The sequence below is a fragment of the Arthrobacter sp. UYEF36 genome (assembly GCF_040547025.1).
In the GTDB taxonomy this organism is placed as follows: domain Bacteria; phylum Actinomycetota; class Actinomycetes; order Actinomycetales; family Micrococcaceae; genus Arthrobacter.
Window position 1 is genome coordinate 451,756 of record NZ_JBEPOX010000001.1, and the last position, 24,061, is coordinate 475,816.

Below are 24,061 nucleotides of genomic sequence, written 5' to 3' on the forward strand. Positions count from 1 at the left end.
GCCAACATCGACACAGCCCGCACCACCACAGCCCGCCACGGGGAGGCCCGCCAAGGCCGGGCAGCGCCCCGCCAGGCCGGGGGCCTCCGGATCCGCACTTCGCCTGCTGCCCCCGCGCACGATGCACAACGCGGTGCCTGTGCTGACGGCGGACCAGCTCGCCGCCGTCGACGTACCGCACGGCTCCGGTCCGGTCCTGGTCCCCGGAGCGCCGGGGACCGGCAAATCGACGGTGCTCGTCGAGGCCGCCGTCCGGCGCGCGCAGCGGGACGGCATCGATCCCGAACGGATGCTCATCCTCGCCCCGGGACGCCTCGCCGCCGACTCGCTCCGGGACCGCTTCACCGCCCGGCTGGACCGCAGTCTGAGCACGACGCCGGCCCGCACCTGGGCGTCGTACGCCTTCGACCTGATCCGGCGCGCCAAGGCCGAAGGGATCCTGCCGCTGCCGCGCCCGCCGAAACTCCTCTCCGGCCCGGAACAGGACCTGATCATCAAGGAGCTCCTCGAAGGCCACGCGCAGCCCGGACTCGAACTGCCCTGGCCGGAGGATCTGGGCGCTGCCCTGCAGACCCGCGGGTTCCGGCAGGAAGTCCGCCAGCTCTTTGACCGGATCATCGAATCCGGGCGGACCGCCGAGGACCTTGTGGTCCTCGCCCGGCGCTGCCACCGGCCGGACTGGGTGGCTGCGGCCGCGCTGTATGCGGAGTACCGCGACGTCCTGGACCTGCGTATGCCCGAGTCCTTTGACCCGGCCGGCATCATCACCGCAGCCCGGCAGATCTTCCAGGACGAACCTGACTTCCTCGCCGCCGAACGCGACAGGCTCCAGCTGGTGCTGGTGGACGACATGCAGGAAGCCAACCCTGCCGTGTTCGAACTGCTCGCGGACATCGCCGCGGGCAAGGAAGCCCTCATCACCTCATCGCCGGACACCGTGGTCCAGGGGTTCCGCGGCGCGCGCCCGGACCTGGTGGCCGAGCTTCCCCGGCTGCTCGCCCCGGCCGGCGGCACCGTCCTCGAACGGCCGCTCTGGACCGCCCACCGCCACACCCCGGCGGTGGCGGACGCGTGGCTGTCCGTCGCCGGACGGATCTCCAGCCGCGCCGGCGGGCAGTCCGCGCGCCGGCTCGAACAGCCCCGGAACCCGGGCACCACCGCCGGCACTGTCGAAGCGCACCTGCTGCCCTCGCCGGTGCACGAACTGCGCTACGTGGCGCAACGGATCCTGGAAGCCCAGCTCAACGACGGCCGCGAACTCGGCGACATCGCCGTGATCGTCCGCAACGGCGGCCAGCTCAGCCAAATACAACGCTACCTCGCAGGCCAGGGCATCCCGGTCCGGATCCCGGTGGCCGAATCCGCGGTCCGGGACGAGGTCGCCGTCCGGCCCTTGCTGGATGCCTATGCCGTGGCGCTGGACCCGGCGGTGCTGACCCCCGAGGCGGCCGTGGCGCTGCTGACCTCACGGATCGGCGGATCCACCGCGATCGAGCTGCGGCGCCTGCGCCAGTCCCTGCGCCGTGAGGAAATCCTGGGCGGCGGTGGCCGCACGTCCGACGTACTCCTCGTCGAGGCGCTGCTGGAACGGGGCGCGCTGGGGACCCTTGGCATTGAAGGGCAGTCAGCGCGCCGGATCGCCCGGATGATCCAGGCCGGCCGGGACGCTGCCCAGGCTCCCGGGGGCAACGCCGAAACGGTGTTGTGGGCGCTCTGGAATTCCACCGGCCTCGCCGCGCGCTGGACCGAGGCGGCGCTGGCCGGGGGATCGGCCGGGGCCCGGGCGGACCGGGACCTCGACGCCATGATGGCCCTGTTCCACACCGCCGAGCGTTTTGTGGACCAGCTCCCCGGTTCAGGACCCGAGCAGTTCCTCGAGTACCTGCTCAGCCAGGAACTCCCGATGGACACCCTCGCCGCTCGGGCCCAGCTCGAGGACGCGGTGGAACTGATGACCCCGGCCAGCGCCGCCGGCCGGGAATGGCCCGTGGTCATCGTCCCCGGCCTGCAGGAGGGCGTGTGGCCCAACACCAGGCTCCGCGGCGAACTGCTCGGCAGCACACTGTTCGCGGACGCCGTCGAGCACGGCGTGGAATACGCCCTGCAGCTGGATCCCCTCAGCCGGCTGCGCGAAATCCGCTATGACGAGCTGCGCAGCTTCTCCACCGCGGTGTCGCGGGCACAGCAGGTGCTGATCTGTACCGCTGTGTCCTCGGAGGACGAACAGCCGTCCTCGTTCCTGGACTACGTCGCGCCGCTGGGCCCGGACCAGGACCGGCGCGGCTTCACCCCGGTGGAACGTCCGCTCACCCTGCGCGCCCTGGTCGCCGAGCTGCGCCAGTACGCCCAGCTCGATGCCGGGACTCCTGAAGCCCTGCAGGCCAGCGCCGTCCTCGGCGCCCTGGCCGCGGCCGAGCCGCCCGTGCCCGGAGCGCACCCCGCCAGCTGGTGGGGCCTTGCACCGCTGTCCACCGAGGAGCCTGTCGTTCCGCCCGGCGGCACCGTGTACGTCTCGCCGTCGAAGGTGGAGACCGTGCAGAAATCGCCGCTGGACTGGTTTGTCCAGGCCGCCGGCGGGGAGGCCGCCACCGACTTCGCCCGCAGCCTGGGCACCCTTGTCCACGCCATCGCGCAGGATCTCCCGGATGCCGCCGGCAGCGAATACGTGGCCGAACTCGTCCGACGCTGGCCGGCGCTGGGGATGAAGGACAACTGGGAGGGCAAGCTGGACTTCCAGCGCGCCGAAACCATGGTCCGGAAGCTCGCCCAGTACGTGCTGGTGATGCGCAGCGAAGGCCGGTCCCTGGTCGGCGTCGAGCTGGACTTCGAAGTCAAACTCCCGGACGTCGTGGCCCCGGCCGGAAACCCCGGTACTGACTCCAACCCTGACGCTGGCGCTGACGGCGACTCCTGGCCGGCCCGCCCGGCCGTGTTGCGCGGCCAGGTCGACCGGCTGGAGATCGACGCCGAGGGCCGGCTGGTCGTCGTGGACCTCAAGACCGGCAAGCGGCAGCTGGGCAAGGCCGACCTCGAGCGGCATCCGCAGCTGGGCGCCTATCAGGCCGCAGTGCTGGCCGGAGGCTTCGCCGGTCCCGACGACGGCCCGCCCCCCTTACCCGGCGGGGCCGTCCTGGCCCAGCTCGGCACCACCACCAAAAGCCCGGGCATCCAGGCCCAGGCTCCCCTTGACCCGACGGAGAACTGGGCCCTGGGCATGGTCGGCGATGCCGCCCGGGTGATGTCCGGGAGCACTTTCGAGGCCCGCCACGATCCGTCCAAGGGCGGCCACGGCGGCCACGGCTGCCGTCTTCCCGAAGTCTGCCCGCTGTGCCTGCGGGGAAAGCAGGTTACCGAATGAGCACCAGGACAACTGCCGTCGCCGCGGACGCGGACGCAGCCGTGCCCGCAGCCGTGCCCGCAGCCGTTCCCGCAGCCCTTCCCTCCCCGCGGTTTACCCCCGAGGAGCTCTCTTCCCTGCTGGGCGAGAGGAACAGCCCCACAGCCGAGCAGTCGCGCATTATTTCCTCGCCGCTGTCACCCCGGCTCGTTATTGCCGGCGCTGGTTCGGGCAAAACCGCCACCATGGCCGATCGCGTGGTGTGGCTCGTCGCCAACGGTTGGGTCCGGCCGGAGGAAGTGCTCGGCGTGACCTTCACCCGGAAGGCGGCCGGGGAGCTGGCCACCCGCATCCGCGCGAAGCTGGCCGCGCTCCAGCGCATCGCCGCGGAGGACACGCAGAACCGGGTGTTCCCTCCCGGGCTGCTGAGCACCGACTCGCTGGAACCCAAGGTTTCCACCTACCACTCGTACGCCAGCGGGATCGTGTCCGACTACGGGCTCCGGCTCGGTGTTGAGCGTGACGTCGTGCTGCTCGGCGGCGCCCAGTCCTTCCAGCTCGCCAGCGAGGTCGTGGAAGCCTTCGACGGCGAGTACGAGCACTTCCGTTCCGCCAAATCCACCCTGGTCAAGGCAGTCATCCAGCTCGCCGGCGAGTGCGCTGAGCATCTTCAGGACCCGGCCGGGGTCCGGGGCTGGCTGCTGGACCGGGTGTCCGAGTTCGAGGCGCTGCCCTACCTCGCCACCGCAAAAAAGAACCCCAGCCAGGCCGTGGGCGAGCTCAGCGGGCTGCTGCGCACGCGGGCCAGCGTCGCGGAGATGGTGGGACGCTACACGGACGCCAAGCGGGCCCGCGGCGCCCTCGACTTCGGCGACCTCGTGGCCCTCGCCGCCCGCGTCGCCAACGAGATCCCGGTCGCCGCGGAAACCGAACGCCAGCGCTACAAGGTGGTGCTGCTGGACGAGTTCCAGGACACGTCACACGCCCAGCTGGTGCTCTTTTCCCGGCTGTTCGGCGACGGCCACGCAGTCACCGCGGTGGGGGACCCCAACCAGTCCATCTACGGCTTCCGCGGCGCCTCCGCAGGCCAGCTCTTCCACTTTGTCCGGGAATTCCCGGTGCGGCTGGGGGCCCGCGACGGCGCCGCGGGCGCTGACAACGCTGCCGCCCCTACCGAAACTGCCGGTCCTGCCGGCCCTGATGACACTGCGCGCTTTGCCGTCGCCCCGACGTCGTACCTCACCACGGCGTGGCGCAACGGCCGGAACATCCTCTCCGCCGCCAACGTCATTTCGGCGCCGCTCAGCAAGGCCGCAGCCCAGACCGGCCCGGCCGGCGAGCGGGACACCGCCGGGGGTGTCGAGGTTCCGCCGCTGCAGCCCAGCCCGGCTGCGGTCCAGGGCCGTGTGGTGATGGGCCGTTTTGGCACCGACGAGGACGAGGCCGCGGCCATCGCGGGCGACGTTCTGAAGTTCCGGGTGACCGACTTTGACGGGTCGGCAACGGAGCCTGAGCCTCCCGCCATGGCGGTGCTGTGCCGCCGGCGCGCCCAGATGGAATGCGTCCGCCGGGAATTCGAGGTGCGCGGGATCCCGTACGAGATCGTCGGCCTCGGCGGTCTGCTGGATACCCCCGAGATCGTCGACCTGGTCGCGACCCTCCGGGTGCTGGCGGATCCGGGCCGCTCCGATTCGCTGATGCGGCTGCTCGCCGGTGCCCGCTGGCGGATCGGACCCGCGGACCTGATGGCACTGCGGGACTGGTCCAGCTTCCTCGCCCGGCGCCGCGGACGCTCCGGGACCCCGGACGACGACACCGACGACGGCGCGGAGGCGGCGGTGATCGAGGGCGACCTCACCGACGCCGCCAGCCTGGTCGAAGCCCTCGACTGGCTCCCGCGCGAAGGCTGGACCTCTGCGCACGGCCGCCAGCTCAGCGCCGAGGCGCTGGAGCGGCTCCACCGGCTCTCGACGGAACTCCGGCAGCTGCGTGGCTACATGGGCGATGATCTCACCACCCTGCTCGGCGAGGTGGAGCGGGCCATGCTGCTGGACATCGAGGTCTCGGCACGGCCCGGGATCAGCATTCATCAGGCCCGCCGCAACCTGGATGCCTTCCAGGACGCCGCCGCCGGGTTCCTGCACACCTCGCACCGGGTCGACGTTCTCGCCTTCCTGGCCTGGCTGGAGGCCGCGGCCGCCGAGGAGAACGGCCTGGACGCCGCCGCACCGGAAGTGAACCACGAAGCGGTGCAACTGCTGACCGTGCACGCCTCCAAGGGCCTGGAGTGGGATGTCGTCTTCGTGCCCGGGCTCAACGCCGGGGCCTTCCCCAGCAGCCGGGACTCACGCTGGAGCAGCGGCAGCGCCGCACTGCCCTGGCCGCTGCGCGGGGACCGCGCGGACCTGCCGCAATGGGACCTTGAACATCCCGACCAAAAAGGCTGGCTCGACGCCGAGAAGGAGTTTAAGTCCGCCGTGCAGGTTCACGGCGAGGCCGAAGAGCGGCGGCTGGCCTACGTGGCGTACACCCGCGCGAAACACGTGCTCTGGGTTTCCAGTGCAGCCTGGGTGGGCTCGCGCGCCGGGATGGCGGACATGTCGCCCTTCCTGGCCGGACTCGAGGTGCTGGTGGCGGACGGCGCCGCCACGATCCACCCGCAGTCCGTCAGCGAGGAATCACTGCCGGAGGAGAGCCCGCTGACCTCGGAACTGGAGGTCGCCGGCTGGCCGTATGACCCTCTTGAGGGGCCTCTCGATCCGCGCACCGGGTCCCGGCTGCGGCTGGTTCCCGGCCGGCGCGCGGCCATGCAGTCCGCGGCGGCACGGGTGCTGGCGTCCCTGGACTCCGACGTGCTGCAGGATGCCGCCGCCGGGCCCGGCGGCCCCGGATCGGACAAACGCCGGCCGTTGCGCGGGCCCGCCGGCGGCTGGGCTTACGAGGCCGCGACCCTGCTGGAACGCCGTTCCCGCCGGACCGCGGTCCACGACGTGCACCTGCCGGGCCACATCTCCGCGTCCACCCTGGTGGATCTGGAAGACGACGCAGGCTCCGTCGTCGCCCGGCTCCGCCGCCCGGTCCCGCGGGAACCGGGGATGTCGGCCCGCAAAGGCACCGCCTTCCATGCCTGGGTGGAGGAGTACTTCGGCGCCGCCGGCATGCTGGACCTCGGCGAGGCGGCCGGCTCCGACGACCACATCGACGCAGCGTACGGTCTGGACAGCATGGTGGAGACCTTCCGCCGGTCGGAGTGGGCCAACCGCGCCCCGGCCCACGTTGAGGTACCGGTGGAGACCCGGATTGGTGACGTCGTGGTCCGCGGCCGGATCGACGCCGTCTTCCGCGATGCCGACGGCAGCTGGGACCTGGTGGACTGGAAGACCGGCCGCCGTCCGTCCGCCGCGCAGCTGAAGACCAAGGCGGTCCAGCTGGCCGTGTACCGGCTGGCCTGGGCCCGGCTCAAGGACGTCCCGCTGGACCAGGTCCGGGCGGCGTTCTACTATGTGGCGGACAACCAGGTGGTCCGGCCGCACGATCTGGGCTCAGCGGAACGGCTCGAACAAATCGTGGCCACGGCCCTGGGGACCGGCTAGCGGGACTTCGCCTCGACCACCGTGAGAGCGGTCGTCGAGGTGTCGTCTGCCGGGTTCGCCGGGGCTGCCGCTTCGGCCGGGACCACGGTCTCGGTCCGGGCCTGCGCCCCTTCCTGGGCATCTGCCGGGATGACGGCGATCGACTGGGTTGAGGTGTCTTCCTCGGAGGATTCCTGGCCGGCCGGCGCGTCGTCGGGTATCGCGGTCACGGAGACACCGGAAACCTGTTTGGGCGCCGGCTCAGAGCCTTCGCCGGCTCTGTTGCGGTCAGCCGCGCTGCCATCCCCGGCCGCGCTGTCAGCCCGAGGCGCACTGTCATCTCCGGCCGCGCTGCCACCCCCGGCCACTTCGAGCGGGATGGGGGTCACGTGGACGGCAGGCATCGCGGTGCTGGAGGGAACGGCGGCAAGGCCGGAGACCGGGTCCGGGGCCAGCAGGGTCACCTTGCTCACGGCAGGCACCGGCGCATTGCCCGCAGCTGACGGCTGCGGCGCCTGGCCTGATGCGGCGCCGGGAGCAGGGGTGGACTGGGGGAGCGGTTCAACGCTGATCGGCTGCCCGCCGTGCTCAGCGACGTCCTCGGCTAGTGCGGTGAGCATGGACTCGGCCTCGTCGATCATGTCCTGGTTCCCGGTCGCGATGCCCTTGACGAGGTACTGCGCCAGGGCGAATTCGGCTGAGAGCGCCGCACGCCGCAGCAGATGGGCGTCCGGAACGTCGCGCCGGGACGAGGTGTAGTGCGCCAGGACGGCATCCACGAAGTCCTGGTCGTTGGACGCGACCAGCCAGGCCATGTCGTCGGCCGGGTCGCCGATCCGGAGATCGGTCCAACCCGTCACAGCCGTCACGCGGTCGCCGTCGACCAGCAGGTTGTCCTCATGAAGGTCCCCATGGACCACGCAGGGGTTGAAGCGCCAGAGGGAGACGTCCTCGAGGGCGTGTTCCCAGCGGCGAAGCAACAAGGGCGGAATCTTGCCGGTGGTGGCGGCCTGGTCCAGTTCGTTGAGGCGGCGCTGGCGGAACTCGTTGGGCGTATAGCTGGGCAAATCGGCATTGCTGACCAGCGAGTGGGGCAAGTCATGGATGGCTGCGAGGGCCGCGCCGATTTCGCGGGCCACAGCCGGCGATGCGGCGCCAAGCTCCTCCACCGAGCGGGTCGAGCCTGCCAGATGCGAGTAAACGAAAGTGCTGAGCGCGCCCTGACGCACGGTGCCGGCCACGGTGGGCATCAGGAAGGGCAGCTCTGCGCGGATGCCCGGGAGGAAGGCGCGCAGCACCAGGAATTCCGTTTCCAGCCGTGCGCTGGCCTCGGCGTGGCGCGGCGAGCGGACGCGCCAGCGCTTTCCCTCGGAGTCCAGGAGGAGGGCCGAGTCGAAGTCCGCCGGATCGTCGGGCGCTGAGCTGACGGCGGTCGGGGTCAGTCCGGGGACCGCCGCGGTTGCCACAGCTGCCAGTTCGATTGGTTTTCTTCTCACGCTTCCACGGTAGATTGAGCGGCGCCCAAGACGGCGATGCACCACGGCGAGTCTGAAAGTTCGGGAATAAATTGCCCACGGGGCTCCGTTCCTGCGCCGGACCCTGCCGCCACCGCAGGGCACGTGCGGATGCCCACATACGCGCGGGAGAAATGTCATTTGTCAGCGGGAGTCAGTACGGTGGGTACATGAGTCTTGCGGAGTCACCGGCGCCCAATAGCCAAGCCCAGGCGGGCACGCCAATCTCCCCGCACAACGGACTGGCCGCCAACCATCTCCTGGACACTGTCCTCCCGGTGCGTCCGGCGCTGATAGACCGGGGATCCGCCGCGCGGCTGAAGCCCGGGATGCTTGAGGAACTTATGGACTCCGGCGCTGCACGGGCCATGGTGCTGTCCGGCCGGCAGGCCCTCATCAACGGCAGCAGCCTGGTCCTGCTGGACGCCGTCGAACTCGCCCGGCACCTGCAGGACACGGCCTACGCCCCGGACCAGCTGATCTATCTGGGCTCCGCCCTGCCCGGCTCGGACCTTGTGGCGGGAACCGAACTGGTCCTCTTCATCCTGCCCCAGCAGTTCGAGGTCCAGGCCGAGGAATTCGAAGCCCACATTGCCGGCATCCCCGAGGGCGCGCAGTGGGCGGGGTTCCGTGACGTCGCGGCCTCGCTGAACCCCACGGACACCGCAATTTTCATCGAGGCCAGCGCCATCGCCAACTGGCACGCCACGCACACGCACTGCCCCCGCTGCGGCACCGCCACCGCGCCGGAAGCCGGAGGCTGGGTCCGCCGTTGCCCCGCGGACGGCTCCGAGCACTACCCGCGAACCGATCCGGCCATCATCGTTACGGTGGTGGGAGCGGACGGCCGTTTGCTGCTCGGCGGCGGCGGCCCCCTTGATGCGCGGAACTACTCCACCCTCGCCGGGTTCGTCGAACCGGGGGAGTCGCTGGAACAAGCAGTGGTCCGGGAGATCGGCGAGGAAGTCGGCGTGCGGGTCACCGCCTGCCAGTACCTCGGGTCCCAGCCATGGCCGTTCCCGGCCTCGCTGATGCTCGGTTTCACCGCCACAACCGCCGACACCGAAGCCACGCCCGACGGCGTCGAGGTCACGCGGGCGCGCTGGTTCAGCCGGAGCGACCTGCAGGAGGCAGTCCTTAGCGGTGAGATTGTCATCTCCAGCAGGCTGTCCATCGCCCGGGCCCTGATCGAGCACTGGTATGGCGGGGTCATCCGGGACCGCGCAGACAGCCCTTAACGTGCTCGTGACAACCCGCAGCGGCAACCCCGCGCCGCGGACCGGCCACCGCCGCGCATCCACCGCACACCCTCGAACGACTGAGCAGCAGACGTGAACACAGATATTTTCCAGTCCAGCGCATTTCCGACCGGCCCGTCCGACGAGGTTGCGCCGGACGCCGGCGCCGCGGCGCCGGACAACCGCTCCCTTGAGGAGCGCATCCTCGGTGGCCTCGACGCCGAACAGCGTGAAGTTGCCAGCACCCTGCAGGGCCCCATGTGTGTCCTCGCCGGCGCCGGCACCGGCAAGACCCGCGCCATCACGCACCGGATCGCCTACGGGGTGCACTCCGGCGTGTACAACCCGCAACGGCTCCTGGCCGTCACCTTCACGTCGCGGGCGGCGGCTGAAATGCGCAGCCGGCTCCGCGACCTCGGCGTCGGCAACGTCCAGGCCCGCACCTTCCACGCCGCAGCCCTGCGCCAGCTCCAGTTCTTCTGGCCCCAGGCCGTCGGCGGCGTCCTGCCCAACCTGCTGGACCACAAGGCCCAGATGATTGCCGAGGCGGCCCGGCGGCTGCGCCTCAGCACCGACCGGGCATCGATCCGCGATCTGGCCTCCGAAATCGAGTGGGCCAAAGTGTCCATGCTGACTCCGGCCAACTATCTGGAAAAAGCCCAGGGCCGCGGCGCCCCGGGTGGCTTTGACCTCACCGCCGTCGCCCGCGTTTTCCAGTCCTACGAGGACGTCAAGACGGACCGGAACGTGATCGACTTCGAGGACGTCCTGCTGATCACCGTGGGCATCCTGCAGGAGGACCCGAAGGTCGCCGCCACCGTCCGCGAGCAGTACCGCCACTTCGTCGTCGACGAATACCAGGACGTTTCGCCGCTGCAGCAGCGGCTGCTGGAACTGTGGCTCGGCGGACGCGATGAGCTCTGCGTCGTCGGAGACGCCAGCCAGACCATCTACTCCTTCACGGGAGCCTCGCCGAAGCACCTGCTCGGCTTCAAGGCCCAGTACCCCGAGGCCACAGTCGTCAAGCTGATCCGCGACTACCGCTCCACCCCGCAGGTGGTGAGGCTGGCCAATGAACTGCTGGCCGGACGCCGCAGCGGTGGCCCCGTCGCCGACGCCGCCTGGGCCACGCCGCTGCAGCTCGTGGCACAGCGCCCGCCCGGTCCGGTGCCGCAATTCACCGAATGCTCCGACGACGAGGCCGAGGCCGCCACCGTGGCGGTCAAGGTGCGTGAGCTCCTCGACGCCGGCACGCCGGCCAGCCAGGTCGCCGTGCTGTTCCGCACCAACGGACAATCCGAGGCCTATGAGCAGGCCCTGGCCTCGGCGGGGATCGGCTACCAGCTGCGCGGCGGGGAACGGTTCTTCGCCCGCAAAGAAGTCCGGGACTCCATCCTGCAGTTGCGGGCCGCCACCCGGGCCGTCGCCGAAACCGCCAGCCCCGAACCGCTGGGCCAGCTGGTCCGTGACATCGTCGCCTCGCTGGGCTACACCGACGCCGCCCCGCACAGCGGCGGCGCGCTCCGGGAACGCTGGGAATCCCTCGCCGCGCTCGTCGCACTGGCCGACGAACTCGTGATCAGCCGCGGCGCGCAGTTCACCCTCGCGGACTTCGTCAACGAACTTCAGGAACGCTCCCTGGCCCAGCACGCCCCGACCGTCCAGGGAGTCACCCTGGCCTCGCTGCACGCCGCCAAGGGCCTCGAATGGGACGCCGTGTTCCTCGTCGGGCTCAGCGAGGGCCTGATGCCGATCTCCTTCGCCGACAGCCCCGAGTCCGTGGACGAGGAACGCCGTCTGCTGTACGTGGGGATCACCCGGGCCAGGGAACACCTGTTCCTGTCCTGGTCCACCGCACGGACGCCGGGCGGGCGCGCCAACCGTAAGCCCTCGCGCTTCCTGGATGGGCTGCGCCCGGACTCCGTGGCCAGCTCCTCGGTCCGGGGCAAGGGTGCAGCCCCGCGCCGCAAAGCCGCTGTGCCGGCCACCTGCCGGGTCTGCAGCACCATGCTCACCTCCGGCGCCGAACGCAAGGTGGGCCGCTGCAACCAGTGCCCGCCCAGCTACGAGGAGCAGACCTTCGACGCGCTCCGGCAGTGGCGCAAGGACACTGCTCTGGAAGCCGACGTCCCCGCCTTCGTGGTCTTCACCGATGCCACCCTGACCGCGATTGCCGAAGCCCGGCCCGAATCCCTCGAACAGCTCGCCAAACTTCCCGGGGTGGGGCCGTCCAAACTGGAGAAATACGGCGAAGCAGTGCTGGCAGTGCTGGTCGAAAGCACCACCCTCTGATGGCCGGCCGTCCCACAGCTGCCGCAGCCACGCCGCTGACCACCGCCGACGGCGCCCCGGTGGAAGTGCGGCGCTCCGCCCGGCGCCGCCGGACCGTGGCGGCGTTCTGGGAGAACGGCACCGCCGTCGTCGCCATTCCTGCCTCCTTCAGCCGGGCCCAGGAACGCGAGTGGGTGCACCGGATGCTCGAGAAGCTGCGGCTCCAGGGGGAGCGGGGAACCCGCGGCGCCGGCCGGCACCGTCCGCGCAGCGATGCCGCCCTCGCGGCGCACGCCGCCGAGCTCTCCGCGAAGTACCTCGGTGGCCGGGCAGTCCCGACCTCGGTCCGCTGGGTGGGCAACCAGAACTCCCGCTGGGGTTCCGCTACGCCGTCGGAGGGGACCATCCGGCTGTCGGAGAAGCTGCAGCCCATGCCGCAGTGGGTCATCGACTACGTGCTGCTGCACGAGCTGGCGCACCTGCTGGTGGCTGGCCACAACGCCGCGTTCTGGCGGCTGCTCGAGGCCTACCCGGACACCGCCCGGGCCAAAGCCTTCCTTGAGGGAGTCTCCTTCGCCACGTCCCGAGGCCTCACCCCGGGCGCCGGGGACGATGACGTGGACGGCGTCGATGCGGACCCACTGACCGTCTGACGTTCCCACCTGCGCGTGAGGCCTACGACCGACCTTTCCGGCCGGCGCAGCCGCCCGCGACGCGCCGGCGCGGGTGGCCGTGGCATAGAGAAGCCCCGGCCGGAACCGAAGTTCCAGCCGGGGCCGGTGAGCAATCAGCTAGGACTTGGGATTCTCACCATTGTCCGGGGCGTCGCCAGTTCCGGTCCCGCCGGTGTCTTCGCCGTTTTCTTCCACGGCTTCACCCGTGTCGCCGTCGGCCGCCGGGGCGTCCTCCTGCTCGTCGAATCCGCCGCTGAGCAGCTTCTGCAGGGCGTCGTCAACCTCGGAGTCGCTGGCCTCGGCCAGCTTCCGGCGTTCGCTGAAGCCTTTCGGGTCTTCCAGGTCTTCGGCGGTGGGCAACAGATCGGGGTGCTGCCAGATCGCGTCGCGGCCGTCGACTCCGCGTTCGTCCTTCAGCGCGGCCCAGAGGGCGGCGGCTTCACGGAGCCGGCGCGGCCGCAGTTCCAGTCCCACGAGGGAGGAGAACGCGTGTTCGGCCGGCCCGCCGGTGGCGCGGCGGCGCCGCACCGTCTCACGCAGCGCCGCGGCCGAGGGCAACAGCTTCTCCGTGGCCGCCCAGCTCAGCTCATCGACCCAGCCCTCCACGAGAGCGAGGGCCGTCTCCAGCTTCTCCAGCGCCTGATCCTGCGCGGGCGTGCGCTGCGGCATAAAGACCCCTTGGGACAGGGCGTCCTGGATGCCCTCCGGGTTGCCCGGATCGAGTTCACGGGCGAGTTCCTCGATCTTTGAGGTGTCGATGTGGATGCCGCGGGCGTACGCCTCGATGGCGCCCAGGAGGTGCCCACGCAACCAGGGGACCTGCACGAACAGCCGGGCGTGGGCTGCTTCGCGGACGGCCAGGAACAGCCGGATATCGTTCTCCGGCAGACTGAGGCCCTCGCCGAACTTCGCCACATTGGAGGGCAGCAGCGCCATCTCGAGGTCGGCGAGCGGGACGCCGATGTCCGTGGAGCTGACCACCTCGGCCGACAGGGCGCCGATTGCCTGGCCCAGTTGCATGCCGAAGATCGCCCCGCCCATGTTCTGCAGCATTGAGGACGCGCCGCCCATCATGGACTTCATTTCCTCCGGCATCTGCTCGGTCATCGCGGTGGACAGTGCATTCGCGATGCTGTTGGCGACCGGTTCGGTCAGTCGCTTCCAGGTGCCAAGCGTTTCCTCGACCCACTCGGCCCGTGACCAGGCGCGGCCGATCAGGCCCGTGGCCGGCAGGCCGGTGACCTGGTCCAGCCACAGTTCGGCGAGCCGGAGGGCTTCATCGACTTCGCGGGACTGCTGCGCCGTGACGGACGGGTCGGAGCCGCTGGCGGCCACGCGCCGCGCGTTTTCGTGCGCCAACTGCCAGTTCACGGGGCCTTCCGAGGAGGCACTCATCATGGCCTGGACCTGGGAGAACATCTGGGCGAGGAGGTTCGGGTCATCCGGGAGGCCGGCGGCCTTTGCCAGTTCCGCAGGGTCGATGTTCCCCATACCCTGGCCGCCCATCAGGTTCTTCAGCATCTCTGCCAGCGGATCCTTGGGTTCCTCGTCGCCATTGGACGGATTTAGTGGATTGGAGGTCATGATCCCGCCGATCGTCGGTGTGGCTGCTTCTGAAGTTCACGCTACCCCGCAGCCAGCGGGCTGTCTGCTGAAACCCCGCCACGTTCGCTCTAGGCAAAGAGCCCAGCCAGCAGCTGAGCGCGTAGTGTTAGAAACTGGAATATTGGCAGGCAGCAGCCGCGGCTCAGGACGCGGGCGCGGTGGGCTGACCAGGGGGTCCGCAGGGTCCCCGGGCGCCGGCACGGAGAGGTCCTTCATTGACGATTACGCAGGGTGAGCAGCCCGCCGGCGAGCCGGCGGCCGGCCAGTCCCGGGGCCGCAGGGCCCTCGTCCCCGGATCACGATCCGGTCAGAAGCGGGACAACCGCTCATCAGCCATGCTCGTCTCGGGACTGCTGGCCCTGGCGCTGGGCGTCACGGCCATGAGCCTGCCTGTCCCGTATGTCGTGGAATCACCGGGTCCGACCTTCAACACCCTGGGCAATGACAACGGCAATCCGGTCATCAGCGTCACAGGCCGGGAGACCTTTCCCGCCAAGGGCAACCTGGACCTGACCACGGTCTACGTCGACGGCGGCCCCAACGGGCCGGTGACCGTCTTCGAGGCGTTCTCGGCCTGGCTCAGCGGCGCGAAAGCCGTCTATCCGGAGGAACTCGTCTTCCCCACCGGCGTGACCAAGGAACAGTCCCAGCAGGAAAGCGCCGTCGCGATGACCACGTCGCAGGAGAACGCCGTTGCCTCAGCCCTCCGGGAACTGGGGATCGCGTTCGAGCAGAAAATGCAGATCGCGGGCATCCCGGAGGGGTCCGCCTCCGCGGGCAAGCTCCAGGAAAACGACGTGCTGCTGTCCATCAACGGCAAGACGGCGACCGCGCTGAGCGTCGTCCAGGCTGAGCTGGCCGCCGGCAACGGCGCCCCGGTGGAGGTCGTCGTCGACCGTGATGGCAGCAACGTGAGCACCAGTATCACGCCAGCCAGGACCGAGGCCGGGCGGTTCATCCTCGGCGTCCTGCTGCAGTACCAGTTCAAATTCCCCTTCGACGTCAAGATCTCACTGGAGAAGGTCGGCGGCCCCAGTGCCGGGATGATGTTCGCCCTGGGCATCGTGGACACCGTCACCCCCGGCGACCTGACGGGCGGCAAGCATGTCGCGGGCACCGGAACCATCACCCCCGAGGGCCTTGTTGGGCCGATTGGCGGCATCAGCCAGAAGATGCACGGTGCGCGCTCCGGCGGGGCCACCCTGTTCCTGGCCCCGGCCGCAAACTGTGACGACGTCGTCGGTCATATTCCGGACGGTCTGCAGGTGGTTCGGGTCGAGAATCTGGCCGAGGCACGGAAAGCGGTCGAACTGGCCGGGTCCGGGGCCGACATATCCGGGCTTCCGGTTTGCTCCAGCAACTAGACTGGCGGCGGAACTAAGATCCGCCGCCACTCGTGGCACTTACGACGGCTTCGCCGCCCTGTTGGGGCGGTGCCGGCGGTCGCTGCGATGCAGCACTCCGTGTTCCTGCATCCAAGCACCGCACAGATAACTAAAAACCAGTAACTGACTACCAGCTATGAGGTACCGAGTTTGTCCCGTCCCGCCAGCACAGTCCCGCCCGGACGACCCCAGCAACAACGAAGCGCATTGACGCCGACGTTGATTGTTGTGGCCTTGATCGTCGTGGGCTTCATCTTCTTCGCCAATGTCTGGACGGACGTCCTTTGGTACCAGCAGTTGGGCTTCTTCGAAGTCTTCCTGACCGAGAACCTGGCACGGATCGCCATCTTCCTGGCCGGCTTCGCCCTGATGTTCGCCGCCGTCTTTTTCGCCATCCGGATTGCCTACCACGCCCGCCCCGTGTACGCCCCGGACTCGGACATCCGGGATAACCTGAACCGCTATCAGGTCCAGCTGGAACCGGTCCGCCGCGTCGTTATGATCGGCCTGCCCGTCCTCTTCGGCCTGTTCGCCGGCAGCGCCGCGGCCAGCCAGTGGCAGAAGGTACTCCTGTTCCTGAACCAGGAATCCTTTGGCCAGGACGACCCGCTGTTCGGACTCGACATCAGTTTCTACCTGATGACCCTTCCCTTTCTGGGTTTCGTCACCGGCTTCCTGATCAGCGTGACCATCATCGCCGGCATCGCCGGCATCCTCACGCATTACCTCTACGGCAGCATCCGGATCATGGAACGCGGGATCTTCACCAGCCGTGCGGCGCAGATCCACCTTGCCGTCTCCGGTGCAGCCTTCCTGCTGCTGATGGGCGCCAATTTCTGGCTGGACCGCTACGCCGCCGTGCAGAACAACGGCGGCCGCTGGGCCGGTGCGCTGTACACGGACGTCAACGCGGTCATCCCCACCAAAGCCATCCTGGCCGTGGCCGCGGTCCTCGTCGCCGTTCTGTTCGTCATCGCTGCCGTGATCGGCAAGTGGCGGCTGCCCGTTATCGGTCTGGCGATGCTTGTTATCACCTCCATCCTGGCCGGCGGTGTCTACCCCTGGGTGATCCAGCAGTTCCAGGTCCGGCCCTCGGAGCAGACGCTGGAGAAGCAGTTCATCGAACGCAACATCAACATGACCCGCTCGGCGTACGGCCTGGACAAGATCCAGGAGACCCGGTACAACGCCACCACCAACCCCACCACGGGCGCCCTGGCCCCCGACGCGCAGACCACGGCCAACATCCGGCTGCTGGACCCCAACCTGATCTCGGACGCGTTCTCCCAGCTTGAGCAGTACCGGCCCTACTACCAGTTCCCGCGTGCCCTGAATGTGGACCGCTACGAGATTGACGGGAAGATCCAGGACACCGTCATCGCGGTCCGCGAACTCAACCCGGACGGGCTGAGCGCCAACCAGCAGTCCTGGCTGAACCGCCACGTCGTCTACACCCACGGCTACGGCGTCGTCGCTGCCAAGGGCAACAAGTTCACCGTCGACGGCAAACCGGAGTTCCTGCAGGCCGGAATCCCGTCCACCGGCGTGCTCGGCGATGACTCCACTTACCAGCCGCGGATCTACTTCGGCGAGAACTCGGCAGACTACTCGGTCGTTGGCGCCCCCGAAGGCGCCCCGAACCGCGAGCAGGACCGGCCCGCCGCCAAGGAGGGTGACGGCGAAACGCAGTACACCTTCACCGGCGACGGCGGCCCGAACGTGGGCAGCTTCTTCAACAAGGTCCTCTACGCGATCAAGTTCCAGTCCTCGGACCTACTGCTCTCTGACGGTGTGAACCCCGAGTCCCAGATCCTTTACGACCGCAACCCCCGGGAGCGGGTCGAAAAGGTTGCCCCGTACCTCACTGTGGACGGCAACGCCTACCCGGCCGTCGTCGACGGCAGGGTGAAATGGATCGTGGACGGCTACACCACCAGCCCGTACTACCCGTACTCCCAGCAGGAACAGCTCTCCGCGGCCACCGCCGACTCGCAGACCACTGCGGGGCGGACGGCCTCCCTGCCGAACACCTCCGTCAACTACATCCGCAACTCGGTCAAGGCCACGGTGGACGCCTACGACGGAAAGGTGACGCTCTACGCCTGGGACGACCAGGACCCGGTGCTGAAGTCCTGGCAGAACATTTTCCCGACCTCGCTGAAGCCGTTCTCGGAAATGTCCGGAGCGCTCATGAGCCACGTCCGCTACCCGGAGGACCTGTTCAAGGTCCAGCGGGAACTCCTGGGCCGCTACCACGTCACCCAGCCGGACAACTTCTACACCAACAACGATGCCTGGAGCGTCCCGAACGATCCGACCGTGCAGGACGACGTGAAGCAGCCGCCGTACTACATGTCCCTGAAAATGCCTGACCAGGACAAGCCGGCCTTCCAGCTGACCTCCTCGTTCATCCCGCAGGTCGTCAACGGAAACGCCCGCAACGTGCTCTACGGCTTCCTGGCCGCGGACTCCGACGCCGGCAGTGAGAAGGGCGTGAAGGCCGAGAGCTACGGCCAACTCAGGCTCCTGCAGATTCCGCCGGAGTCCAACATCCCCGGCCCGGGCCAGGCGCAAAACAAGTTCAACTCGGACCCGACCGTCTCGCAGGCACTGAACCTGCTGCGCCAGGGTGCGTCGGCGGTGCTCAACGGCAACCTGCTGACGCTGCCGGTTGGCGGCGGCATGGCCTACGTCCAGCCCGTCTACCTGCGGTCCACTGGCGAGACGTCCTACCCGACGCTGCAGCGTGTCCTCGTGGCGTTTGGCGACAAGATCGGTTTCGCTCCGACCCTGGATGAGGCATTGAACCAGTTGTTCGGCGGTGAGTCGGGAGCCAGTGCCGGCGACTCGGCCAACAACGGGCAGACGCCCGGTACGCCCACGGCACCGGGCGAGACGCCGTCCGCTCCGGGCAGCACGGACGCCAAGGCAGAGCTGAAGGCGGCCCTGGATGCGGCGAATGCTGCCATCAAGGCCGGCCAGGAGGCCCTCGCGAGGGGCGACTTCGCTGCCTATGGCGAGGAGCAGAGGAAGCTCACCGCAGCCCTGCAGCGGGCCATCGACGCCGAGGCCAAGATCGCGGCGGAAACTCCGGTTCCCGCACCGGCGGCCACCCCGGCGCCGGATGCCACCACGCCGGAAGCCACCCCGGCCCCGACGCCGAGCAGCTGACACCGAGCAGCTGACGCCCGGCCCACCGAGGCGCGGCTGAAGGCCGGGTCCCCGCTCCACCGGAGCGGGGACCCGGCCTTTCCGTTTCCCTCCGGGCGTGGAAAGACCCGGGCGCCGGGCCGGGAGACGCACATCACGCCGTCTGGATTTGGCCTCAAGTTCACCGGCAGGTAGAGTTGATCTTGCGACGCGGGGTGGAGCAGTTCGGTAGCTCGCTGGGCTCATAACCCAGAGGTCACAGGTTCAAATCCTGTCCCCGCAACTGAAGGGAAGGTCCGGAACACTGGAAACAGTGTTCCGGACCTTCTGCTTTAAGCCGGCAATGTGGCTCGCGGGCCGCCGGCAGGACGGTGGTCCGGACGGTGGTCCGGGCGGCGCCAAAAGTAGGGTAGTGTTGATCAAGCGACGCGGGGTGGAGCAGTTCGGTAGCTCGCTGGGCTCATAACCCAGAGGTCACAGGTTCAAATCCTGTCCCCGCAACTGGAGAAGAAAAGAAAGGCCCGGATCAGCTGATCCGGGCCTTTCTTGTTGACCCGGGTTTCCGGTCATCCAGGTCCCTGCGGCCCGGGCAGGCCGCGGCCCGCCTAGCCGTCCTTGAGACGCTGGTAGGTCTCCAACGCGCGGGCACGGGACTCCGGCAGCCCGACGATCGGTCCAGGGTAGCCCGCAGCAGCACCTTCGGCCTTCCACGGTTCGTGGATCGCCTTGTCGTCCAGGCCGGACAGCTCCGGGAGATACTCGCGCAGGTAGCGGGCGCCGGCGTCGAATTTCTTGCTCTGGGTGACCGGGTTGAAGATCCGGAAGTACGGGGAGGCGTCGGCGCCGGATCCGGCCACCCACTGCCAGTTCGCCGGGTTGCTCGCGGCGTCGGCGTCCACCAAGGTGTCCCAGAACCAGGCCTCGCCGAGTCTCCAGTCGGCCAGCAGGTTCTTGACCAGGAAACTCGCGGCGGCCATCCGGACGCGGTTGTGCATCCAGCCGGTCTGCCACAGCTGGCGCATCCCGGCGTCGACCAGGGGATAGCCGGTGCGGCCCTGTTGCCAGGCTGCGAGTTCGGCGTCGGACGGTGTCTGCCAGGCGAAGTGGTCAAACTCGGGCCGGTAGTTCCGGGCGGCCAGTTGCGGGTTCTCGTAGAGCAGTTGCCAGCAAAACTCCCGCCAGCCGAGTTCAGAGCGGAAGATCCCGACGTCGGCCGGCGCAGCGTGCCCAAAGTGTTCGCGCAGTGCATGCCAGATGCGGAAGGGGCTGATCTCGCCGAACCGCAGATGCGCGGAGAGCCGGCTGGTGCCCTCGACTCCGGGGATGTCCCGGCCGGTGCCGTAGTCCTCTGCCGGGCCGTCGAGGAAGTCCTCAAGCCGCTGGTGGGCCCCGGCTTCCCCGGGCTGCCAGGTGCTGGCGAGGCCGGCACTCCAGTCCGGACGGCGGGGGAGCAGCCCCCAGCTGTCGAGCGGCTCGCCGGCCGGAAGCTTTCCCTCCGCGTCCACGGCCGGGGCAGGGAGGCGCTCCGGGGCGTCCAGGGGGAGCCGGGGCTCCGGAGCGTCGAGGCAGGCCCGCCAGAACGGCGTGAAGACCTTGTACGGCCCGCCCGCGCCGGTCCGCACCGTCCACGGCTCAAACATCAGGTTCGCCTGGAAGCTGGCAGCGGTGAGGCCCTGCTCCGCGGCCCAGGCCTTGACGCCTGCGTCCACTTGGCGTTCGGGGCCGCCGTAGCGGCGGTTCCAGAGCACTGTGCCGGCGCCGGTTTCCCGGGCGAGGTCCCGGATAACCTCCGCGGCCGGGCCGCGGCGCAGCAGCAGGCGCGATCCCGTGGCTTCAAGCCCGGCGGAGAGATCCGCCAGCGAATGGTGCAGCCACCATTTTGTGGCGCCGCCGAGGGGCCGCACGCCGGGGGAGGACTCGTCGAGGACATAGACCACGGTCAGTGGCTGTCCCAGTGACGCCGCTTCGCTCAGGGCCGGGTTGTCGTCCAGCCGGAGGTCGTCGCGGAGCCAGACAAGGGTCGAAGAAAGGGTTCCCGAAGACATGGGTCAACGGTACACGCGGGGCCCATTGCAGCCGCACCATTCGCCGCGCCACAGCCGCGCCACCGGGCATTGTCCGGGACAACGGAGGCCGGGCCCCGTGACCGTCGGTGAACGGTCCGGGCCCGGCCTCAGCAGATCCGGTGTCAGATTTTTCCGGCGGAAAACGCGCCGGGGGTGTGCCTACAGCTTGTCGAAGTCCGCCTCTTCGACGGTCGAACCGGAGGCACGGGTTTCGCCGGCGCCAATGGCGGCGGGGGAGCCGCCGGACTTCAGCGCGGCGAGCCGGGCCTCGATCTCGGTCTGCTCGCCGAGGTCCTCCAGCGAGTTGAACTGTGCGTCCAGGCTGGAAGCGGCGAGTTCCTGCTGGCCCCGTACCTTGGCTTCTTCGCGGCGGATCTTCTCTTCGAAGCGGCCCACCTCGGACGTGGGGTCCATGAAGTCGATGCTCTTCATGGCATCGTGCACCTGGGTCTGGGCCGCGGCGGTCTTCGAGCGGGCCACCAGCTCGTTGCGCTTGCTGGTGAGCTCGTTGAGCTTGCCCTTCATCTGCCCCAGGCCATGCTTGAGCTTGTCCACGACCTCGGTCTGGGATGCGATGCTCGGCTCGGCGGACTTTGCCTCGTTTTCGGCGGACATCTGGCGCTGCAGGGCCACCTTGGCGAGGTTGTCGAACTTCTCGGCGTCAACGGTGTCGCCCTTGGCCCGGTACTCGTCAGCTTTGCGGGACGCGGCGAGGGCCTTTTTGCCCCAGTCCTGGGCGTTCTTGATGTCCTCGTTGTAATCGTCCTGGAGCATACGCAGGTTGCCGATGGTCTGGGCGACGGCGGACTCCGCCTCGGCGATGTTGTTGGTGTAGTCCCGGACCATCTGGTCCAGCATCTTCTGCGGATCCTCGGCCTGGTCCAGCAGGGAGTTGATGTTGGCCTTCGCCAGCTGCGCCATGCGGCCGAAAATGGACTGCTTCATGGTGTTACCTTTCGTCCTGCTCAGTGGTTCCCACTGAATTTCGGTGAACAGTGAAATGTACCGCTTCTATCCGCCGGCGGGAGCGTGCCCGCCGGCGCCTAGTCTGTGTGTGCCCGGGATGCCGGCCATGATTTGGCCGAGGGCGCCTGCCTAGAAGTCGCCGCCGCCGCCGAAGTCGCCGCCCCAGCCTCCGCCGGAGTCGCCGCCGCCGCCCCAGCCGCCGCCGGAATCGCCGCCGCCGCCCCAGCCGCCGCCGCCACCGCCGCCGTGCAGGATGGAGTTGATCAGGATGCCGCCGAGGATGGCGCCGCCCAGGCCGCCGCCGCCGCCTCCGCCGAACATCCCGCCGCGGCCGTAACCCTGGTAGGCGTATCCGCCGAAGTGGTCAACGTCGGACTGGGCCTGCTGCGCCGCCTGCGCGGCCAGTGCGTGCGCCTGCTGGGCGTACTGAAGGGCGGTAACAGGGTCGGTGCGCGAGATGGACAGTGCGTAGTCGAGGTTCCGCTGGGCTTCGGCCAGGCGGGTCCGGGCCTCGGTGCCGACGCCGCCGCGGCGGGCGGTGATGTAGTCCGAGGTCGCGCTGATCTGCGCCTGCGCGGACATGATGCTTTGCTGCAGCGAGGCCTGCGCGCGGCGGGTTTGCTCCTGCTGGTCGCGGATGCCCGAGAGGGCCCCGTCCAGCGACTGGTGCGCCGTCTCAACCCGCTCCAGGGTGGCGATCGGATCGATCTTGCCGCCCTGGATTTCGGCCTTGACCTGCGCCAGTGCGGCTTCCACCGCGGCAACCGGCCCGGCAAGCTCGGGGTGCGCCCCGGACTGGATCAGGGCCCTGGCCTGGGCCAGGTCCTGGGAGGTGTCCACGACGGCGGACTCCAGGCCGCTGCGGGCGTCGTCAAGGTTCCCGGCGACCTTCGTGATGGCGCCGATCAGCACGTTCGTCTGGTGCAGGCTCTCTTCGGCCGCCCGGACGGCGACGGCGGCCAGGCTGCCTTCGCCGGCATTGAGCTTCTCCTGGGCAGTGACGGAGGCGTTCTGCACAAAGGCGAGCCGCTCCTTGGCCTGGTTGATGTTGTCGCCAACCTGGACCAGGGCACTCTCGGCGTATTTGGCGCGCAGCCCGGCGAGGGACCGCTCGGCGCTCGCGATTTTAGCTTCCGCCTCACTTGCGCCGGCGCTGACCGCGGCCAGGGCCTGCGGGGCATTCTTTTCAAGCTCGCGCAGTGAATCGAAATCGGCCTTCTGCTCCTGCAGCGAGGCCAGTGCGGCCTCGGAACGGCGGATGATCTCACCGAGCCAGGTCCGCTGCTGCTCTTCGGTATCAGGGATGTGGTCATCAAGCTGCTGCTGCAGTTTGAAGGACTCGGACATGTGGCCCTTGGCGTCCTGCAGGGCCTTCGTGAAGTTCCCGACGGCGGCGTCGCCGTACTGTGCCTGTGCGAAACCCAGCTCCTGCTCGCTGGACTTGATGGCGTCGTCGGCCTCGATCAGGAGAGATCCGCTCTTGCGGCGCAGTTCCTCGACGGTGAGTCCGGCCAGTGGATCCAGTTCGGCGCCCTGGGGGCCCATGCCTGCTCCCGCTTGCGCGGCAGCCTTTTTCCGGCGGTTGCGGAGGTACAGGTACGCGCCCGCGCCGCCGGCTGCAACGACGCCCACGCCTACGAGGACGCCACTGCCTGCGCCACCCTCGGACGGGACTGTGCCCTTGCCGCCCCCGGCGGCATCGCCGATGGCTGCGGCGCTGTCGATGGAGGCCTGGGCGTAGTCGCCGTTGCGCAGGTTCGGGTCAACCGCGCTGGACACGATGGTGTCGCGCTGGGCGTCCGTGATCTTGCTGTTGGACGGCTTGCTCAACTGGTACTGGCGGGTGTCCGTGGCAACCGTCAACATCATGGCGTTGGCGCCAAGGCTTGCCTTTTCCGCCACCTCGGTGGCCCAGGCAACACGGTCGGTGGGGTTCTCGAACTTCTTCACGTAGACGACGTGGTACGTCATCGCGTGGTCAGTGCCCAGCTGCTTGATGGCCTGTTCGACTTCGCCCCTCCGGTCGCCCAGGACCCCGGCGGAGTCAACGACCTTCGTGACGGGGTCGAGCGTTACCGGATCTTCGGCGAGGGCCGGAGCGGCGGGGAGCGCCAGCAGTCCGACGACGCCAAGAACGGCGAGGAGACGTTTATAGGTAGACCGCATGTGCAACCCTTCAGCACTTCTGCGACCAGTTCGGGCCGAACCGGTCGTCACAGAATGCAACAGCGCCCCCACGCAGATGCAAAGCCGCAGGTCGCTGTGGCGATTCCATTTGATTCT

Annotated in this window: 11 protein-coding genes, 2 tRNA genes and 1 pseudogene; 9 read left to right on the forward strand and 5 right to left on the reverse strand. The window is 69.1% G+C overall.

The features are described 5' to 3' along the window. Positions 1–121: 121 nt before the first annotated feature. Positions 122–3,358, forward strand: a complete 3,237-nt coding sequence (locus ABIB29_RS02185) for an ATP-dependent helicase (protein ID WP_354169648.1) — start codon at positions 122–124, stop codon at positions 3,356–3,358. After that, on the forward strand, positions 3,355–6,930 hold the full coding sequence (locus tag ABIB29_RS02190) for an ATP-dependent helicase (protein WP_354169650.1): 3,576 nt from the start codon (positions 3,355–3,357) through the stop codon (positions 6,928–6,930). The genes ABIB29_RS02185 and ABIB29_RS02190 overlap by 4 nt, the downstream gene beginning before the upstream one ends. Positions 6,931–7,460: 530 nt before the next feature. Here the strand turns inward: ABIB29_RS02190 and ABIB29_RS02195 are convergent. Then, positions 7,461–8,405, reverse strand: a pseudogene (locus tag ABIB29_RS02195) (macrolide 2'-phosphotransferase); the annotation flags it as partial. A gap of 188 nt (positions 8,406–8,593) precedes the next feature. On the opposite strand from ABIB29_RS02195, the gene nudC reads away from it, so the two are divergent. From nudC to ABIB29_RS02210, 3 genes are all read left to right on the forward strand, one after another. Continuing rightward, a complete protein-coding gene (nudC, locus tag ABIB29_RS02200) occupies positions 8,594–9,661 on the forward strand; it encodes an NAD(+) diphosphatase (RefSeq protein ID WP_354169651.1) in 1,068 nt (355 codons plus the stop codon). A 201-nt stretch (positions 9,662–9,862) separates the two neighbouring features. After that, positions 9,863–11,953, forward strand: coding sequence for an ATP-dependent DNA helicase UvrD2 (locus ABIB29_RS02205; protein WP_354170277.1), 2,091 nt, complete (start codon positions 9,863–9,865; stop codon positions 11,951–11,953). Beyond that, positions 11,953–12,585, forward strand: a complete 633-nt coding sequence (locus ABIB29_RS02210) for a M48 metallopeptidase family protein (protein ID WP_354169653.1) — start codon at positions 11,953–11,955, stop codon at positions 12,583–12,585. The genes ABIB29_RS02205 and ABIB29_RS02210 overlap by 1 nt, the downstream gene beginning before the upstream one ends. 138 nt (positions 12,586–12,723) lie before the next feature. Here ABIB29_RS02210 and ABIB29_RS02215 read toward each other — a convergent pair whose 3' ends face one another. After that, positions 12,724–14,190, reverse strand: coding sequence for a zinc-dependent metalloprotease (locus ABIB29_RS02215; RefSeq protein ID WP_354169655.1), 1,467 nt, complete (start codon positions 14,188–14,190; stop codon positions 12,724–12,726). 236 nt (positions 14,191–14,426) lie between these two features. On the opposite strand from ABIB29_RS02215, the gene ABIB29_RS02220 reads away from it, so the two are divergent. The 4 genes from ABIB29_RS02220 to ABIB29_RS02235 all read left to right on the forward strand — a co-directional run bounded on the left by ABIB29_RS02220 (position 14,427) and on the right by ABIB29_RS02235 (position 19,247). Further along, positions 14,427–15,575, forward strand: coding sequence for a YlbL family protein (locus ABIB29_RS02220; protein WP_354169657.1), 1,149 nt, complete (start codon positions 14,427–14,429; stop codon positions 15,573–15,575). Positions 15,576–15,746: 171 nt separating this feature from the next. Then, positions 15,747–18,767 (forward strand): UPF0182 family membrane protein, encoded by a 3,021-nt coding sequence (locus tag ABIB29_RS02225; protein ID WP_354169659.1) that lies wholly within the window; start codon positions 15,747–15,749, stop codon positions 18,765–18,767. Between the two features lie 188 nt (positions 18,768–18,955). After that, positions 18,956–19,029 (forward strand) — tRNA-Met (locus ABIB29_RS02230). 144 nt (positions 19,030–19,173) lie between these two features. After that, positions 19,174–19,247 (forward strand) — tRNA-Met (locus ABIB29_RS02235). A 104-nt stretch (positions 19,248–19,351) separates the two neighbouring features. On the opposite strand, the gene ABIB29_RS02240 is transcribed toward ABIB29_RS02235, so the two are convergent. The 3 genes from ABIB29_RS02240 to ABIB29_RS02250 all read right to left on the reverse strand — a co-directional run bounded on the left by ABIB29_RS02240 (position 19,352) and on the right by ABIB29_RS02250 (position 23,944). Then, positions 19,352–20,791: a cryptochrome/photolyase family protein gene (locus ABIB29_RS02240; protein ID WP_354169661.1), complete on the reverse strand. Its 1,440-nt coding sequence runs from the start codon at positions 20,789–20,791 to the stop codon at positions 19,352–19,354. 180 nt (positions 20,792–20,971) lie between these two features. After that, positions 20,972–21,757 (reverse strand): PspA/IM30 family protein, encoded by a 786-nt coding sequence (locus tag ABIB29_RS02245; protein ID WP_354169662.1) that lies wholly within the window; start codon positions 21,755–21,757, stop codon positions 20,972–20,974. A 150-nt stretch (positions 21,758–21,907) separates the two neighbouring features. Then, positions 21,908–23,944 carry a TPM domain-containing protein gene (locus ABIB29_RS02250; protein WP_354169664.1) on the reverse strand — a complete coding sequence of 679 codons (2,037 nt, stop codon included), beginning with the start codon at positions 23,942–23,944 and terminating at the stop codon, positions 21,908–21,910. Positions 23,945–24,061 lie beyond the last annotated feature (117 nt).